Genomic DNA, 16,849 nt, shown 5'->3' with positions numbered 1-16,849 from the left:
CGCGGTTGCATGGATTTTGACCTCGTTGCCAATTCACTTGTTTTTGCTTCTTCGGTGGTGGGTATACTTTATGATGCCTGAAAAACGCGTGAGTGCGTTGTCAGCGAATTGTCAGCTTCGTTGATCTAAGCTATCCCCTTGAAGGGCTTAGATGGTTTTAGGAGGATGCGAGTGCGTTTTCGGCCCTTGAGGGCGTTGCTGCGGTTTGCGGTCGTTGTCCTGGCACTACACCTTCCCAAGGCGGTGCAGGCACACGAATGGACAAGTGACGAGGGTGCTCATTACATCCAGATCTCCGACGACGGCGGTTCGGATGGCTCTTCGAGCGACGGTGGCTCTATGGGTGGACCGGACTCGGGCGATGGCGTCTCCGATTCGGATGATTCCGAAAGCGATCAGCAATCTTACCCCGACGGTCCTGGAGGCAACCGACCCGACGAGAAATTTGAAGGACCAAATGGCGCTTTAAGAGCCGTCCAAGCCAACAGAGCCCTCCCACTAGACGACATTGTAACCATTGCCCGCCACCTTACCAACGGCCAGATCATTGACGCGCGGTTGCGCCCCGTGAGGGGTATTCTCCAATATGAGTTGAAGGTGCTCGAGACCAACAGCGAAGTCAGCCGCTATTCTTTCAATGCCCGCACAGGCAAACTCATAAGAGTGAGATAAATATGCGGATACTCGTTGCCGAAGATGACCGCCGCATAGCCGAGTCGCTTGGCACAGCGCTATCGGCCGCCGGTTTCCTTGCGGAATACGCCAGAGATGGAGAAGACGCTTGGTTCCGGGGTGACGCCGAGACATTCGATGCCGTGATCCTTGACCTGGGCCTTCCAACGCTGGATGGCTTGACGATCCTGAAGCGCTGGCGCCGCGCAGGACGTAACGTTCCCGTCTTGATTCTTACGGCGCGCGGACAATGGGACGAAAGAGTGGAAGGAATCGAGTCCGGCGCTGACGATTACGTTGTAAAGCCTTTTCGGATGGAGGAGGTCGTGGCACGCATACGTGCGATCGTGCGTCGGGCAGGTGGCTTTGCATCATCTCAGATTGAAATTGGCGAACTGGTTCTCGACACACGGATGAGACAGGTCTCGCGCGCGGGCGTTCCAATCGTATTGACACCACAAGAATACCGGCTGCTCGCTTTCATGGCGCATCAGGGCGGACGTGTCGTTTCACAGGTCGAGATTACCGAACATCTCTATACGCAGGACTTCGAGGGCGGTTCGAACGCCGTTGAAGTCTTGGTCGGTCGCCTGCGCAAGAGATTAGGTGCCGATATCATCGCAACACGTCGAGGTTTTGGGTATATCCTCGGTGGGGATGCCCCTTGAGAATCCAGTCTTTACGGGTTCGTCTTATACTGGGAGCTGGTATTTGGATTGCCATTGCCCTCGTCTTGGCGGGTGTAACCATCGGCTATCTATTCACCAACAACGTGGAACGCGGCGCGTCCGCAGATTTATCGGCGACAATGTCGCGCCTTGTCGCCTTGATCAATCCGGACGCCCTCAGTGCCGCACCTTTGCTTACTGGCGCTTTGCCCGATCCACGCTATCAGACACCGGTCAGCGGCCTCTATTGGCAGATCACAGATCTTGGTACCCAGCAAAACATCCGCTCGCGATCGCTCTGGGATTATGTTCTCAAGGTTAGCCCCTCAAATGAAGGCGGACAGCTGTCGACCGTTCAAGGGCCGGTGGGCCAATCATTGCTTGCATTGTCCCTGACGGCACGCTTTGCAGAAACCAAAGGTGAACGGCGTTTTCAGATCATCGTCGCTCAAGACAGGTCTATCCTCGATGAGGCGATCACCCGCTTTGGGTGGGAACTGGCCTTAGCGCTCCTGGTCCTCGGCTTTGTCCTTGTCGTTGCCGTCATCCTGCAGGTGCAGTTCGGTCTTTCTCCTTTTAAGAAATTGCGTAAGGATATTGAAAGTATCCGCAACGGCGCTGCATCTTCAATCGATGCCATCTACCCGCTGGAAGTTGTTGCTGTGGTCGGCGAAGTGAATTCCCTCCTTGCCATGCAACAGAAATCGATGGATTTTGCGCGATCCCGTGCATCCGATCTTGCTCACGGGCTTAAAACCCCGCTGACGGTGTTGGGCACGATCGCCTATGAGCTGGAAAAAGGCGGCAACACTCGCAGCGCAGCATCAATCGTCGATCTGACGAACGAGATGCGTGACCGGATAGATTATCAGTTAAGGCTGGTCCGACTGCGTCAACGCGTTCGGATGCACGCCCTCAGCGCGTCATTAAGCAGCGTTGTTCCCCGCACGATTGCGGTGTTGAAAAGAACACCCAAAGGCGAACAACTGGTCTGGGTCGTTGATGTCAAGGATGGTCTGAACGTCGACATCGACGTAAACGACCTTGTCGAGCTTGTCGGTGTGATATTGGAGAACGCAGCGCAATGGGCGAAAACGCAAATCCACATCAAGGCTAAGCAGGATGGCGCGTTCGTCGAATGGCAAATATCCGACGATGGTCCGGGCATTCAGTTCTCAGATCACAGTACGATTGGTCTACGTGACGGGCGGTTGGACGAGACAGTCACAGGCACTGGCCTTGGCCTGGCGATTGCTTCCGAGATTGTGTCCCTCAACAACGGAACGATTGCGTTTGAACGTTCCAGTCATGGTGGACTTGAAGTCATCATCCGCTTGCCAAGTGTGGCCGCCCATTAGAAATGTCGTTTGTAGTGAATAGATCTGTGGCAGCCTGCTCCCGTAGCATGCGCTCCCTTCGTTCCTCGACCCAGCTGTTGCGCCGCGACGGTTTGCGTGCGTTTTTGATAGGCGACGACCTCGCTGCTGGTCTTTCCAACCGGCTCAGTTCCGCGTGGAAATCAACACCACAATTCCTCATGGTCCCGATGATGATCCGCTGCAAATCGCGCCAATCGATTGACTTCCAGGCGCTGGCGTAATCGATGCGTATGGGAAAACATCATATCGAAAGAATTGCGGAAATTGGCCCATCCATCATCCAGTCGATTGCAGCGATGCAGCCTCTACTTCTAGAAATTGTGTTGGCAGAATAAGCAAGACCGTATGTCAATCTGACTAGTCGCACACTTCGTATTCGTAATCGGGCGAAGTGTCCCGAACGACTTTGCGGTCACGGTAGATGACAGAGATATTGCCACCGCGTTCGTCGCACGCGGCATTGAAAAAACTTACGGGATCAACGGGATTGCCATTGGTATCCTTGTTGTTGTCATTGTATTCGATCTCGTAAACCTGATTGCCATACACTTTGGTGTACTCGCCGCATTCCTTCTCGTATTGGCATTCTTCGACAATCGCAAAATCAAAGCCGATTATCTTTGGGCCCTTGGGTGCAAGTTCCGAGGCGTTTTTCTGGGCGACAGCGAGATTGGCATCATGAGCCCGTTTGACCAGCAGCTTGGCAAACTCGATATTGGTTTCTGGTGACAAAACGCCTTTGGATCTGTCCCATGAATCGAGATTGTCGGGTTCGAGGGCCTTAAAGCCGTCAGCCGCACATTTGTCGATCCAGGGACCAATTATTTTCATCAGATCCTTTCGTTTTGTGTCTGAAGATGTGTCTAATATATACTCTTCCGGCCATTTTGGATCGGTAACATACTCACCATCTTTCTTGATCAGCAGATTCGGATGGGTTTTTGTCCACCACTCCTTCTGCTTCGGTTGCGTCTGGAAGGCATTCACGTAACAGATATTGTATTTACCTTTTGCAGGGGCAACCTTTCTGTCCCGGACAACAATCCTAACACTGCGTTGCGGGTTGTAATCGCCTCCAATCTGGTAGTCGAATTTACCGTGGGCCGGAGGCAACGTTAGAGTTTGAGCATTTGCAGACAAAACAACGCAGCCTGTAGCGACGACGGCGGCGATCGTCGCCGTTCGGAACCATTGAATACGCATTTCGATCAAGACCTTGTCTAGCTGAGTTCCCCGCCTCGAGCACGGCGTTCTGGCGTGACTAATATGACGGACTGGCTACCGCCTGGGTCAGCTAAATCTGGATATTTGCTTCTTGGCGAACCGAGGTCAAGGGTAATGAAACAGCTTCTGACGGTCGGTGGTGTCTCTGACCGCATTTCTGCTAAAGCTGGGAAGCAAATCGCCCGCGAAGTCACCAACTGCCGAAGTGTGACGGGCGCATCGGACTGATGGGCCTGTCGCTCATCAGGTCTCTTGTCTTGAAGGAGGAGCGCTAGGATGAGCACCGACCTGGATACCGTGCGGTCCTATGATATGGTCGCGGCGGAGTACGCTTCAGAGGCCGCGGCGATGCCCGAATGGGTCGCGACAGAGATCGATGTGTTCGTGACCGCGCTGGGTGGCGCGGGCAGGGTGCTGGAGATTGGAAGCGGTGGCGGACGCGATGCACTTGAGCTTGAGAAGCGGGGAATTAGCGTCCGACGCACCGACATTTCAAAGGGTTTCGTCGAACTGCTTCGCGAAAGTGGCTTCGAGGCCGACCCGTTGGACCCGCTGACCGAAGACTTGGCCGACCCGCAGCGTCCCGGTACGCCTTACGACGGGATCTGGGCCTGTGCCTGCCTGATTCATGTTGCGCGTGAGGATCTCGGCACGGTGCTTGGGCGGCTTGCCGAGGCGACCCGGACCGGTGGCCGATTGCACGCCTCCGTTCGAGAGGGCGACGGCGAGGATGTGTCCACACACGGCAGTGCTGCAGCGCCCCGGCGCTACGTCGAGACGTACTGGCGCGAGTCCGCCCTGCGGTCCGCACTCACAGACGCCGGCTGGATCGTCAGCGAGGTACGTCGGTGCGTTGGAAAGCCCCATGATCGGTGGCTGAGCGTTCGGGCGAGCCGGGCGTGATCCACACAGAACTTGCGGGAATGGCCGGTTGTAGTGCGACTATGAGCTCTAGGCAGTCACCGCAATGTCAGCTTCCGGTCGAAGGCAAAGATCCCCTCTGTGGCCGACATGCGGGCGCAAAGCGGTCGTTGTTTGTTTGACGGCCTTTATTCGTGTTTTTGCCAAGAGGCACGATACAACGGGTTTTTTGATCTGGATTGTAGACTTTCGGGCTACAATGAAAATGTCCCAAACTCGCCTGTTTTCGGCTTTTTCAAAGGAAGATTTTCAAGGCGTCTGTGGCGCGTACGACCGATCCTTTGCAAGCGTATTGCGAGCTGAAGAAGCTCCCGTTCAGATATGAGCGGCACACCGGTGATGTCTAGCTAATAATAGCCCGCGAACGTCTCGAGCTCCACCCTGCAGATCCGATCCTGCCGTCCTCGGACATCTTCCAGTACGGTGCAGCGTTTAAAAGCATCCCGGAAATTCCCTATTGAACTCCTGACTTGGCGGGCCTTTCCCATGCAGGTGATCGCCCGGCAAAACAAATTTTCCCAGCCCTGTCGGAATCTCCCTATCTTGGCCGTCCTTGCAGCATCAACCGCTTCAACCCGGAGGTTCATCATGGAAAACGCTCAAACGGCCTGGCAGACTGCCGCCATTCTCATTGCCCGCATTATCTTCGCCGCTGTCTTTTTGATGGCTGTCGCCTTCAAATTCATGGATATGGGCGCGACGGCAAGCTACATCGCCGCCGCCGGCTTCCCGTTCCCGCTGTTTCTCGCCTGGTGCGCAGCGATCCTCGAAATGCTGCTGGTCATCGCCTTCCTGACCGGCGCCGTTTTCACTCCGGCGGCGATAGTCGCGGCCGTTTATGTCATCTTCCTCGGATTTTCATTCCACGGCCCGTCGCACTGGGCCAGCAACCAGGCCGAATTCGGCTTCTTCGTCGACCATTTCACTTTTGTAGCCGGTTTGTTCTTCGCTGCCGTGCACGGGCCGGGAAGCGTGCTTGCGCTCGGAGCGGGCTGGCAAGGCAGGGCCTGAGCGCCGGGCTTGTCATAGCGTGTGGCGACGCGTCATCTGGCGAACCCTAATTCTTGTTTGTGGTGAAGTTTTCTCGCATCTTTTCCAGCCAGGCGAACACAGTGCCGAGCGCCTGGTTGCCCTTGCCGAGAAGCCCCGTCAGTTCGCTTTCGGCGGTCCCGCGCTTGGCGGCGTCGGATTCGGGCAGCGGCGGCAGGATGTGGGCATAGTAAGTCTTGTCCAGCAGACGATGCAGCAGGCGTTCGCCTGGAAATGGCTCGCCATTGTTCAGCGCCCGTGCCCCTTTGAGCAGCGAGCGGATATCATACTGGGTCGGGCTGATGTCCGGCACCTGCTTTGGCAGGTTCAGAAGCGTGTACACGGCGACCCGTGCGGTGCGGATTGAGCTGTCCATGGTGAAGATGATGTCGTTCGACGTCTCGACGAACTGGCCCATCAGGCCAAGGTTGGTGCAGCCCGCGGGCACAACGTGCGGACGATCGCCCGCTGCACGCGGCATGAACTGCGCTGTGATATACGGCATCAGCGCAATGCGCGCCTTGGTGTTTGCCACCACATCGTCCAGTTGATCTTCAATGCCGAGATGATAGCAAAGCTCGGCCAGGATCTCTCGCCCGGTGCAGGCCGGCATCGCTTTTTTGACAAAGTTGCCCTCCTTGTCCATCAGCAGCGCATAGACCCAGACCACCAGAACATCCTTCGGCTGGGTCGGGAAGTGCGGCTGGCGGTTGCAGGTAAAGCTGAGCACCCAATTGGAATCGGTAAAGGTGATGATCCCTCCGGTCACCGTCTTGCCCGAATAGGGATCGTTGACCGAAAGCTCTTTCAGCTTTTCGACAAAGGGCGACGGTTTGCAGGTGAGTGTCACGGATTCCCACATCGAGCCGTCAACGTTGCCGTAGAATTTCTCGGGCTTGCCGAAGATGGGCGACTTCCTGGCGAGATTCTTCCACAGTGCCCAATCGCTCGCGTCGCCCGGGTCATGCCTGCCGCGGTCGAGCACCGGGGCATTGTCCATGTCGCCATAAGCAGTGCCCTCGGTCATCGACCCGGTCAGCGCAAAGACCAGATCCTTCGGGCCAACGGCAATAGCCGTGTCGGCTCCGCCCACCTTGGCCCGGATGGCTGTTACCGTGCGGGCCTCGCCTTCGACGGTCATGTCGAGATCATAGGCGCGCGTGTCGAACTGCACCTTCACACCGCGCTCCCGCAGATGCGCTACCAGGGGACGAACAAAACTGTCGAACTGATTGTATTTCGGGAAGATCAGCGCCGACATGTCGGTCAGCCCATCAATCGCGTCGAGGAACCGGTGCATGTAGAGCTTCATTTCAAGAAGGCTCTGCCAGTTTTCGAACGCGAACATGGAGCGCCAGAGGTACCAGAAGTTGGTTTCGAGGAAGCCCGCGCTGAAATACTGCTCAATGGTGATGTCGTCGAGATCCTCCTTACGCTTCAACATCAGGCGGATCAGTTCCCACTGCTGTGATTTGGAGAGGCCCAGCGTCGAAAAATCACGTATCTGGCCCTGCTTGTGCATGAGCCGGGCCTTGGAGAAGTTCGGGTCATTGTCGTTGACCAACCGATATTCGTCGAGGACACTGTAGCCCTCGGGCAGTTCGAGCGCCTGCACGTCCTGGAACATGTCCCACAGATTGTCGTAGTTCCAGTTCATCTCGCGGCCGCCGCGGACGATATAGCCGTCCTCCGGATTGCCCGCGCCGTCAAGCGAGCCGCCCTCGATGTGCATCGTATCCAATATGGTGATGTCCTCGCCCGCCATGCCGCCATCGCGGATCATGTAAAAGGCGGCGGCAAGGCCCGCGATGCCACTGCCGACGATCCAGGCCTTGCGGCGTTCAGCCGGTCCGGTCAGGACCGGGCGGTTGCGCATATACGCTCCCATCATGTCGAGTGGCGGCAGGCTGTTGCCGGCGCTGTTGTGCCAATAGGCGGCGGTGGCATCGGCCTCGACCGTGAACGTCTTGCCGGATTTGCTGGCGGTGGTGTTCGAGTTGGTCATGGCATCTCTCTCCGGATCGAGTTGAAATTCCAGCTTGAATGCTTTGCGGGATTTATCGGTTTGATGGCGGGTGACGTCAAATCGTGATCCATCGGATGAACTCAACACACCACTTCTTCCACTTGTTCAGGATCTTCGAAGTTCGAAATTGCCTGAGCTGCTATCGATAAAGTTTGGTGCAATCTCCAGAATCGAAGGCGGTTCCCCCAGTAAACAATTGATTATGCATTGAAGCAATGGAAGCATGTAACAGTAACAGAATGCTCGAACGCAGCTCGTTCAGGACCTGATCGTCAAACGCCTCGGGTTTTCAGCATGTCGGCCGCGCTTCGCGCTATGACGATCTCTTCGTTGGCCGCGACAACATGAACGTCAACCTTGCTTTCGGGCTTGCTGATGATGGCCGCTCCGGCACGATTTGCCCGATGGTCCAGAAGTACGCCGAGCCAAGCCAATCTGGCGCAGATCCGTTCACGAATCTGCCAGGAATTTTCGCCGATGCCTCCGGTAAAAACCAGCACCTCCAGACCTTCGAGCGCGGCTGTCATTCTGGCGGCTTCGGCGACGGCACGGTAGACGAACAGATCGATTGCCGCCAAGGCGTGCGGGTCGCTCGAGTCCAGCAGGGTGTGCATGTCGGCGGATATTCCGGAGACTCCCAGGAGGCCCGACTGGTTGTAGAGCAGATGTTCCACTGCATCGGGACTCATTTTGAGCTCGCGTATCAGGTGGAGAAGAAGTCCGGGATCCAAGCTCCCCGATCGCGTTCCCATCATCAGACCGTCCAATGGGGTATACCCCATCGTCGTATCGACGCTGGTGCCATCCCGCATGGCGCAAAGGCTGCACCCGTTGCCCAAATGCGCGACGACGGTTCGTTTTCCCTTCAGTTGCGGGGAGACGACCGCAAGCTCGGATGCAACGTGCTGGTAGGATAAACCGTGAAAACCGAATTTTCGGATGCCTTGCGTTTGATACCTGATCGGAAGTGCGTAGCTGCGGGCTTCGATGCCGAGATGATGGTGGAAGGCCGTGTCAAAGCATCCGATCTGCAGAAGGTCGGTCAGCACGTCCCGTAACACGCGGACCGGTTCAAGGCTGGCGGGCTGATGGAGAGGAGCCAGCGGGGTCAGCGCGTCCAGTTCGTCAAGGACGTCAGGCGTCAGTCTGACCGGCGCATAATACTGAGTGCCGCCGTGAACGATACGATGTCCGGCCGCAACGATCGATGACATATGTCCTTCGCTCGCTAGCCATCCGGTCAAGTGCTCCAAAACATGGCGCAATGAACTGCCCGTTTCCAGCGAGAGCCCGGAGGCTTTGCGTGTGCCGGTGCTTGTGGAGAAATGTGGTGTGCCGTGAAGGTCGGAATATTTCCCCCTGGCGACCTCCGTCACGGCCGTTTCAGAGCACGCAAACACCCCGAACTTGAGGCTTGACGATCCGGCATTGAGAACAAGGATCAAATCCGGCACGGCCTCAATCCCCGGTTGCGGCAGCCGACGGGTAGGGCCAGCTCCACTCCCGGATTTCAGGCATGTCTTCGCCATGTATCCGGATGTAACGGGCATGTTCGTCAAGCTTGCTGCGAAAATGCTCGATGGCCTGTTCAGCGCCGCGGGGCGGTTGCCCGCGCAGGCGTTTCAAGGCTTCGATGGCAAGGTGATACCTGTCGAGTTCGTTCAAAACCACCATGTCGAACGGCGTCGTCGTCGTTCCTTCCTCGTTGAAACCCCTGACATGAATGTTGGCATGATTGCTGCGGCTATAGGTCAGGCGGTGGATGAGATAGGGATAGCCGTGATAGGCAAAGATCACCGGCTGTGTTGTTGTGAACAGCGCATCAAATGCCGCATCCGTCAGACCATGCGGATGGCGGTCCTGCGGCTGAAGCGTCATCAAGTCGACGACGTTGACGACCCGGACACGCAATTGCGGCAGGCATTGCCGCAGGAGATCGACCGCGGCGAGCGTCTCGAGTGTCGGTACGTCGCCGGCACATGCCATGACGACGTCAGGCTCGCCATAGTCGGCATTGCTGCCGGCCCAGTCCCATATGCCTGCTCCGGCTTCGCAATGTTTGATGGCGTCTTCGATACCCAGCCACTGGGGTGAGGGCTGTTTGCCCGCGACGATGACGTTGACGCGGTTGTGCGTCTTCAGGCAGTGATCCGCCACCCACAACAGGGTATTGGCATCAGGCGGAAAATACACCCGGACGATCTCTGCCTTCTTGTTGGTTACAAGGTCAACGAAACCGGGGTCCTGATGGCTGAACCCGTTATGGTCCTGCCGCCACACATGGGAGGTCAGCAGATAATTCAGGGACGGCACGTCCTTGCGCCACGCAAGTTCATTGATGACCTTGAGCCACTTGGCGTGCTGATTGAACATCGAGTCGACAATGTGGATGAATGCTTCATAGCAGGAGAACAATCCGTGGCGTCCGGTGAGGGTGTAGCCCTCCAGCCATCCCTGGCACAGATGTTCGCTCAGCACCTCCATCACCCTGCCGTCTGTTGCAAGGTTCTCGTCGAAGGCTTCGATGGTCTCCATCCAGACGCGACCGGTCACATCAAAGACCGCGTCCAGCCTGTTGGAAGCTGTTTCATCCGGTCCGAAGAGGCGAAAATTCCGGCTTCCAGCGCTTCGCTCCATTACGTCGCGCAGGTACCCGCCTAGAACCCGTGTCGCCTCTCCCGTGACGGTGCCATGTTCCGGTACTGGGATGGCGTGTGCGCGAAAGTCAGGTAGATCCAGCTTACGATGTGCCCCACCTCCATTGGCGTGCGGGTTGGCTCCCATCCGCCTGTCTCCGGAAGGCGCGAGCGCTTGCAGATCCTCGACCAGCCTGCCGCTCGCGTCGAACAGGTTTTCGGGGGCGTAACTTCGCATCCAGTTCTCAAGAAGCTTTCTGTGGTTGCTGTCGTTGCGCGCGTTCGCAATGGGCACCTGGTGACTGCGCCAAAATCCCTCGACCTTCTTGCCATCGACTTCCTTGGGACCCGTCCAGCCTTTCGGGCTGCGCAAGATGATCATTGGCCATTTGGGCCGCTTTGACGCCTTGCCGGCTGTTCTGGCTTCCAATTGTATCGCAGAAATGCAGTCGAAGGCTTTGTTTAAAGCCGCCGCCATCAACTGGTGCATCCGTTGGGGATCACTGCCTTCGACAAACAGGGGCTCGTATCCGTATCCCTCGAACAGGCTCCGCAGCTCGCTGTCCGGCATGCGCCCCATCACTGTGGGATTGGCTATCTTGTAACCATTCAGATGCAGGATCGGAAGGACGGCTCCATCGTGCACGGGATTGAGGAACTTGTTCGAATGCCAGGAAGCGGCGAGGGGGCCGGTCTCGGCTTCACCGTCGCCGACAACGCATGCGACCGTGAGTTCCGGATTGTCAAAGGCAGCGCCATAGGCATGAATAAGCGCATAGCCAAGTTCGCCTCCTTCATGGATCGAGCCGGGCGTCTCCGGTGCAGCGTGACTTGGAATGCCTCCGGGAAACGAGAACTGCCTGAACAGTTTCCTCATGCCAGTCTCATCGCGGGAGATTGCCGGATATATGTCGCTGTAGCTTCCCTCGAGATACGTGTTGGCAACCATGCCGGGGCCACCGTGGCCTGGGCCGCAAACATAGATCATATCGAGATCGCGCGCCTTGATGCACCTGTTGAGATGGGCATAGATGAAATTCAGCCCCGGTGTCGTTCCCCAGTGTCCCAGGAGGCGCGGCTTTACATGTTCGGGCTTCAGGGGTTGCCGCAATAGGGGGTTATCCATCAGGTAAATCTGACCGACAGAAAGATAGTTTGCAGCGCGCCAGTAGCGGTCGATCAGACTGAGTTCGCGCGGATCGAGAACATCGGGAAGTTCCTGTTGCATTGCCGCTCCTTTTCGTGTGCCGCAGTCAAGTATGCTACCGGGGTACGTTCTACGACAGCCTGCGGTCAGAAGTCCGCAGCCCTGTCATCTGTTCCCAAAGCTCGAACATGCAAGGTTTGGGTCGACATCTCCCGTCGAAACGCCAGCATCGCTGAAGTGCTTCAATCCCGGAAGGTACGTAACCGTAACATCGGATCAACGAGACAACTGAACAGCACTGCTACATTGGAAACTTATCTGGGGCGCGAGTTGGAGCCGCCCGCCGCACCAGAAATCTTCAACCGTCGACCGCAATAGCCATGTCGCCCTGACCCGCCGAAGCCGCACGAAACTCATGTTTGTGTTCATTTTGTCTTGATCGGCTCTGGTCGACCGCAGATGGAAAATCAGGTCAACCGGTGACGAAGCTCAACACCCTTTCGCTTGAATGGGCCAAGGGCCGTCGCCGGACAGGCATTGGCACATAATGGCAAGACCGATGATCCACCAATGCTAAAAACGAGCCAACTGGAATTTGCCGGTCGATCGCGCAATGATCGGCTGGATGGCGTTTTCTTGCTCCATGTCGATCCCCTGTGGAATGGCATGGGGCTCGTTGGTCAGGAGGAGCACCGTGACCTGGGGCATGGAAGAAAAGGGCTGTGCATTCGGCATTCGCTCGTGACATACGCGGCACCTTTTCTCCTATTGTATCATTTGACAGGAGTCATTGCCCAAAAGCTGCGTATCAATTTCTCATTGGCGATCCGATCTTGCCGAGATGTGGACTGCCAAAAAACAATGACAATAAAAGCAAATTTTCCCATCGGAAACTGTGCGGATCGGCACAGTTTCCGATGGGAAAACGTGAAATGTTGCAAATAACATAGTCTTGCTAATGCAAGACTAGCTCTCGGGATGTTTAGGGGATGGGTGGAAAATGCAGTACATAAATGATCTGTTCGGTGGGCTTAAGCGGCCCTGCGCCACGATTATTTCGGTTATTGGTTTTATTACATTTAACTCTGGCGCGGCTTGGTCGCAGCCTTCTGCTGACGATCTGTCGCAACAATTAGCCAATCCGCTGGCCAGTCTTATCAGCGTTCCCCTTCAAAGTAATTTTGATTTTAAAGCCGGTGCCAACAAAGGCGGCTTTGCGTACGGGCTCAACATTCAGCCTGTTATTCCATTCAGCATAAACGATGAGTGGAACGTTATATCACGCACGATTATACCGATCGCCTATCGGGACTACACGCCAGGCGGAAGTGTTTCCGGTTTAGGCGATATAAATGCCAGCCTTTTTCTATCTCCCAAAAACGCAGGGCCTGGCGGTTTGATATGGGGCGCCGGTCCGGTGTTTCTTCTGCCCACGGCCACTGATGATTATCTTGGTAGCGGCAAATTCGGACTTGGGCCGACAGCGGTGGCGCTTGTCCAGCGAAAGGAGTGGACGGTCGGCGCATTGGGCAATCATATTTGGTCGGTCGCTGGGTCTTCGAGCAGGCAGGATGTCAGTGCCAGTCTGTTGCAGCCATTTGTTTCCTATAATTTTGGCCAGGGAAGATCGATGTCGCTCAGCGTGGATTCAACCTATGACTGGGAGGCTAATCAATGGACAGTGCCAATCAATTTGGGCGCTAGCCAGGTTTTCAAGATCAATAACCAGGCTATGAGCTTGCAACTGGGCGGGCGTTACTACGCCGATGGACCTGCAGGCAGTCCAGAATGGGGGCTGCGCACGACCCTGACATTTATGTTTGCCAAATAAGTGAGCCGAATGTGTTGGCAATACAACGGTGAAATTCACTACTCCCAAAAGTTGTAAATCCCACGCGATTTTGGCAAGTGATAGTGTCAACCACGTGAGTGCGACGAGGTGCAATGGCTACCATTCCCATAACGCGCAGCCAGTTTCTTCTTCCTTTTATCGGGATTCTCGATGAAATTGGTGCGCCGACGCATTCGCTTCTGGAAAAATTTCGGCTGCCATCGTCTCTGGAGCCGAAAAGCGATCTCTACGTCCCGCTCTTGCCGGCAATCCACTTTATTGAGACCGCCCAGAGCACCCAGGGCATCAAAGATTTTGGCTTCCTGGCCAGCCAGCGCCTGCATTATTCCCATCTGAGAGAAAAGACCAGAGCGCTGATCGCTCACTCCCCGACACTGCTTGTTGCGTTGCGGCACGCCTGCAACTGGGCCTCACGGGAGGATACGGTCCTGAGCATGTGGATCGAACACGATAGTGATCACGTGCGGGTTTGCAGCAGGCTGGGCAGAACAAGCGCGCTCCTGCATCTGGAGCATGCGCAATGGCTCCAGAATATTTTCTCTGTCTACATCGTCCGGCAATTCACAGGGCCCAACTGGATGCCGGCGACGATGGCTTTTGAAGCTCGTTACACGCCGAGTGCGGCGACGCAATCTTCCTGGCCAAATGTGCGCTTCCTGTCTGAACAGCGTGCAGCCTGGATCAGCATACCGATTGCGTGCCTTAGTCTCTCCAATCGTTCGACCGAATTGTTTGCCTCGTCGCATGAACATGAGGATGGGCCTTCCGGCTACGATATCGTCGAGGTGCTCAAACTGATGTTGCCATCCTATCTCGACGGAGCCGTTCCAACGCTTCCCGAGGTCGCGGAGATGGCGGGCGTCAGCACGCGCACCTTTCAACGCAAACTCTCTCACGTTGATTTTGCATATTCCGATATACTCGATACCGTCAGATTTGAGCGCTCGAGCACCCTTTTACGGGATACCGATTCCAAGATTATTGATATCGCATTTGCTTCCGGATATTCCGATCCGGCACATTTCAGCCGCGCGTTCCGCCGAATAGCCGGGGTTACGCCGCAGCAGTTCCGCGCGCAATCACAGTTGCGATAGGTGTGTTTCTCTCGGAATATTTGTCGCCATTCCGCGCCTTTTCTCCTGGATGGGAGAAATGCCGCCGCCGGACAGACATTGGCACAAAATGGCAAGACCGGTGATCCGTCTATGCCTAAAACGGACTGATTAGAATTTGCCGGTTGGTCACATGATGATCGATCAGATGGTGTTCGCATGCTCCGTGTCGCCCCCTGTGGAATGGCACGGGGTCGTTAGTCAGTTTGAACGAAGAGGTATATCCATGTTCCGCTCGGTTAAGATCAGTCTAGCAGTTGCTTCGGTTGTATGGGCCAGCGGAGCATTTGCCGAAACATCAGGCAGCAAAATGCCGGTCACAGTTGACAATTTCGCCCGCGCGGAGACCGACCATTACCTCGCGGCCAATACAAAGGACATAGGCGGACTGGGCAAGTTCAAGCACTCCCGCGAGCCCGTACCGGTTGACAAGCAAACGGTCATCCGTATGAACCGGGATACGCTGTATTCATTTGCTGTGTTTGATCTTGCTGGCGGGCCGGTAACGCTCTCGCTGCCTGATGCGGGCAAACGCTATATGTCGATGATGGTCGTCGATCAGGATCACTATCTGCCAATCGTCGCCTACGGGACGAACCCGGTTACGCTGACGCAGAAATCAGTTGGCACCAGATATGCCTTCGTTGCTGTCCGGACGCTGGTTGACCCCAATGATCCGAAGGATCTCGACGAGGTTCACAAGCTTCAGGATGCCATCAAGGTCAGCCAGAAGGACGCAGGCAAGCTCGACCTTCCAAACTGGGATGAAGAGGGCCTCACGGATGTTCGCAATGCGCTGCTTGCGCTGGCAAAACATCAGACGTCCTATCACGATTCCTTTGGAGCCCGCGGCGAGGTCGATCCGATTCAGCACTTGATTGGCACAGCCTCCGGTTGGGGTGGCATTCCGGAAAAGGACGCCATGTACCCGAGTTTCACTCCCGAGAAAAACGATGGCAAGACGGTCTACACCCTTAACGTGCCAAAGAGCGTGCCGGTGAAGGCTTTCTGGTCGATCAGCGTCTACAACGCAAAAGGCTTCTTCGAGAAAAACGACTACAATGCTTATTCGATCAACGACATCACTGCCACGAAAAATGCCGACGGATCGGTGACTGCCCAGTTCGGAGGCTGTGACGGCAAAATCCCCAACTGCCTGCCAATCGTTGAGGGCTGGAACTACACTGTACGGCTTTATCGTCCGGAGCCAACCCTTGTGAGTGGTGAGTGGAAGCTTCCCGAGGCCAAGCACTAAACCCAGTCCCTGGTGGAACCACGCGCAGATGGTATCCGGAGCTATATTTTGAGGAGCAGTTGGATGTTGTCAAAGATCTGTCAAATGGCCTTGTTCACCGCGGTGGCTTTATCTGGCCAAAATATAAGTTCTGCTATCGCGGAAACGGCCGTTGGGCCGAAGGTGACTGATCCACATTTTCATCTGGCGCCGGGCTATCTGCAATCAAGCGAGCTTCCCAACAGTCTTGTTTTACTTGGGGCCCCTCCAGCGGACGGAAGTGCGGCGCTGGCGCGTGACGAGGCTGCCAGAGAAGCTACGATGGCGCTGCGCGGAAAAGCGCGCTGGGATTTTGCGCGCAAAGACGCTGATCTGCAGTTTCCCCAGCCTGCGAAGAACTTTTCTTGTGCTATGGGCGCGGATATCAGCGAAGAGAAGACACCGCATCTCTATCGCCTGATGCAACGCGTGCTGACGGATGCGGGGTTGTCGACCTATGGCATCAAGAACCGGTACAACAGAACCCGTCCTTTCGTCGTGCACAATGAGGGCACGTGTCAGCCAGACGAAGAAGCTGTGTTGCGCCAGGATGGTTCCTATCCATCGGGGCACACTGCTGCGGGCTGGGCCTGGGCGCTCACTTTGGCCGAAGTCAATCCAAAGCGAGCCGATAATCTGCTCGAGCGCGGATTGTCGTTCGGGCAAAGCCGGGTGATCTGCAACGCCCACTGGCAAAGCGATGTCGACGGGGGACGCATTATGGGCGCCGCGACGGTTGCTAAACTCCATAGCAATCCCGAATTCCTTGCTGATATTCAAGCAGCTCGCAAGGAATTGGAAACAGCCAGTTCCCCGGCAGTCGACTGTGCCGTCGAGGACGAAGTGCTCTCAGAGCAAAAGCGCTGACAAATCATTCTCCAAACAAATCACCGCAGCGCAATTTCGGGGC

At 56.0% G+C, this 16,849-nt stretch carries 14 protein-coding genes; 9 read left to right on the top strand and 5 right to left on the bottom strand.

Annotated elements, in window-relative coordinates; genetic code table 11:
- Nucleotides 1–171 precede the first annotated feature (171 nt).
- Genes ACZ25R_RS18495 through ACZ25R_RS18485 form a run of 3 tightly spaced genes read left to right on the top strand, consistent with a single transcriptional unit; the run spans nt 172 to nt 2,698 of the window.
- A complete protein-coding gene (locus ACZ25R_RS18495) occupies nt 172–672 on the top strand; it encodes a PepSY domain-containing protein (protein WP_472461823.1) in 501 nt (166 codons plus the stop codon).
- A gap of 2 nt (nt 673–674) precedes the next feature.
- Nucleotides 675–1,340, top strand: coding sequence for a response regulator transcription factor (locus ACZ25R_RS18490; RefSeq protein ID WP_472461822.1), 666 nt, complete (start codon nt 675–677; stop codon nt 1,338–1,340).
- On the top strand, nt 1,337–2,698 hold the full coding sequence (locus ACZ25R_RS18485; RefSeq protein WP_472461821.1) for a sensor histidine kinase: 1,362 nt from the start codon (nt 1,337–1,339) through the stop codon (nt 2,696–2,698). The genes ACZ25R_RS18490 and ACZ25R_RS18485 overlap by 4 nt, the downstream gene beginning before the upstream one ends.
- 378 nt (nt 2,699–3,076) lie before the next feature.
- On the opposite strand, the gene ACZ25R_RS18480 is transcribed toward ACZ25R_RS18485, so the two are convergent.
- Nucleotides 3,077–3,922, bottom strand: a complete 846-nt coding sequence (locus ACZ25R_RS18480) for an endo alpha-1,4 polygalactosaminidase (RefSeq protein ID WP_472462515.1) — start codon at nt 3,920–3,922, stop codon at nt 3,077–3,079.
- Between the two features lie 297 nt (nt 3,923–4,219).
- Here ACZ25R_RS18480 and ACZ25R_RS18475 point away from each other — a divergent pair, with 297 nt between their 5' ends.
- Together ACZ25R_RS18475 and ACZ25R_RS18470 are read left to right on the top strand one after the other, a co-directional pair.
- On the top strand, nt 4,220–4,846 hold the full coding sequence (locus ACZ25R_RS18475; RefSeq protein ID WP_464662637.1) for a class I SAM-dependent methyltransferase: 627 nt from the start codon (nt 4,220–4,222) through the stop codon (nt 4,844–4,846).
- Nucleotides 4,847–5,452: 606 nt separating this feature from the next.
- On the top strand, nt 5,453–5,875 hold the full coding sequence (locus tag ACZ25R_RS18470; protein ID WP_472462514.1) for a DoxX family protein: 423 nt from the start codon (nt 5,453–5,455) through the stop codon (nt 5,873–5,875).
- Between the two features lie 46 nt (nt 5,876–5,921).
- On the opposite strand, the gene ACZ25R_RS18465 is transcribed toward ACZ25R_RS18470, so the two are convergent.
- The 4 genes from ACZ25R_RS18465 to ACZ25R_RS18450 form a co-directional block, all read right to left on the bottom strand.
- Entirely contained in the window at nt 5,922–7,898 is a 1,977-nt protein-coding gene (locus ACZ25R_RS18465) for an oleate hydratase (RefSeq protein WP_472461820.1), read from the bottom strand.
- Nucleotides 7,899–8,191: 293 nt separating this feature from the next.
- The gene (locus ACZ25R_RS18460; RefSeq protein ID WP_472461819.1) at nt 8,192–9,373 is read right to left on the bottom strand and encodes an acetate/propionate family kinase; all 1,182 of its coding nucleotides are present in this window, start codon (nt 9,371–9,373) and stop codon (nt 8,192–8,194) included.
- Between the two features lie 4 nt (nt 9,374–9,377).
- Nucleotides 9,378–11,783: a phosphoketolase family protein gene (locus ACZ25R_RS18455; protein ID WP_472461818.1), complete on the bottom strand. Its 2,406-nt coding sequence runs from the start codon at nt 11,781–11,783 to the stop codon at nt 9,378–9,380.
- A 492-nt stretch (nt 11,784–12,275) separates the two neighbouring features.
- Nucleotides 12,276–12,437: a hypothetical protein gene (locus tag ACZ25R_RS18450; protein ID WP_472461817.1), complete on the bottom strand. Its 162-nt coding sequence runs from the start codon at nt 12,435–12,437 to the stop codon at nt 12,276–12,278.
- 265 nt (nt 12,438–12,702) lie between these two features.
- On the opposite strand from ACZ25R_RS18450, the gene ACZ25R_RS18445 reads away from it, so the two are divergent.
- From ACZ25R_RS18445 to ACZ25R_RS18430, 4 genes are all read left to right on the top strand, one after another.
- On the top strand, nt 12,703–13,533 hold the full coding sequence (locus tag ACZ25R_RS18445) for a transporter (protein WP_472461816.1): 831 nt from the start codon (nt 12,703–12,705) through the stop codon (nt 13,531–13,533).
- A gap of 113 nt (nt 13,534–13,646) precedes the next feature.
- Nucleotides 13,647–14,648, top strand: coding sequence for a helix-turn-helix transcriptional regulator (locus ACZ25R_RS18440; RefSeq protein ID WP_472461815.1), 1,002 nt, complete (start codon nt 13,647–13,649; stop codon nt 14,646–14,648).
- A 244-nt stretch (nt 14,649–14,892) separates the two neighbouring features.
- The gene (locus ACZ25R_RS18435; protein WP_472461814.1) at nt 14,893–15,921 is read left to right on the top strand and encodes a DUF1254 domain-containing protein; all 1,029 of its coding nucleotides are present in this window, start codon (nt 14,893–14,895) and stop codon (nt 15,919–15,921) included.
- A gap of 63 nt (nt 15,922–15,984) precedes the next feature.
- Nucleotides 15,985–16,806 (top strand): acid phosphatase, encoded by an 822-nt coding sequence (locus tag ACZ25R_RS18430; protein ID WP_464662649.1) that lies wholly within the window; start codon nt 15,985–15,987, stop codon nt 16,804–16,806.
- The last annotated feature ends 43 nt before the right edge of the window (nt 16,807–16,849 follow it).

It is taken from the genome of Phyllobacterium sp. RCAM01083, from assembly GCF_055685835.1.
The sequence above is the reverse complement of the archived record's forward strand: the minus strand, read 5'-3'. Positions and strand labels throughout refer to the sequence as shown.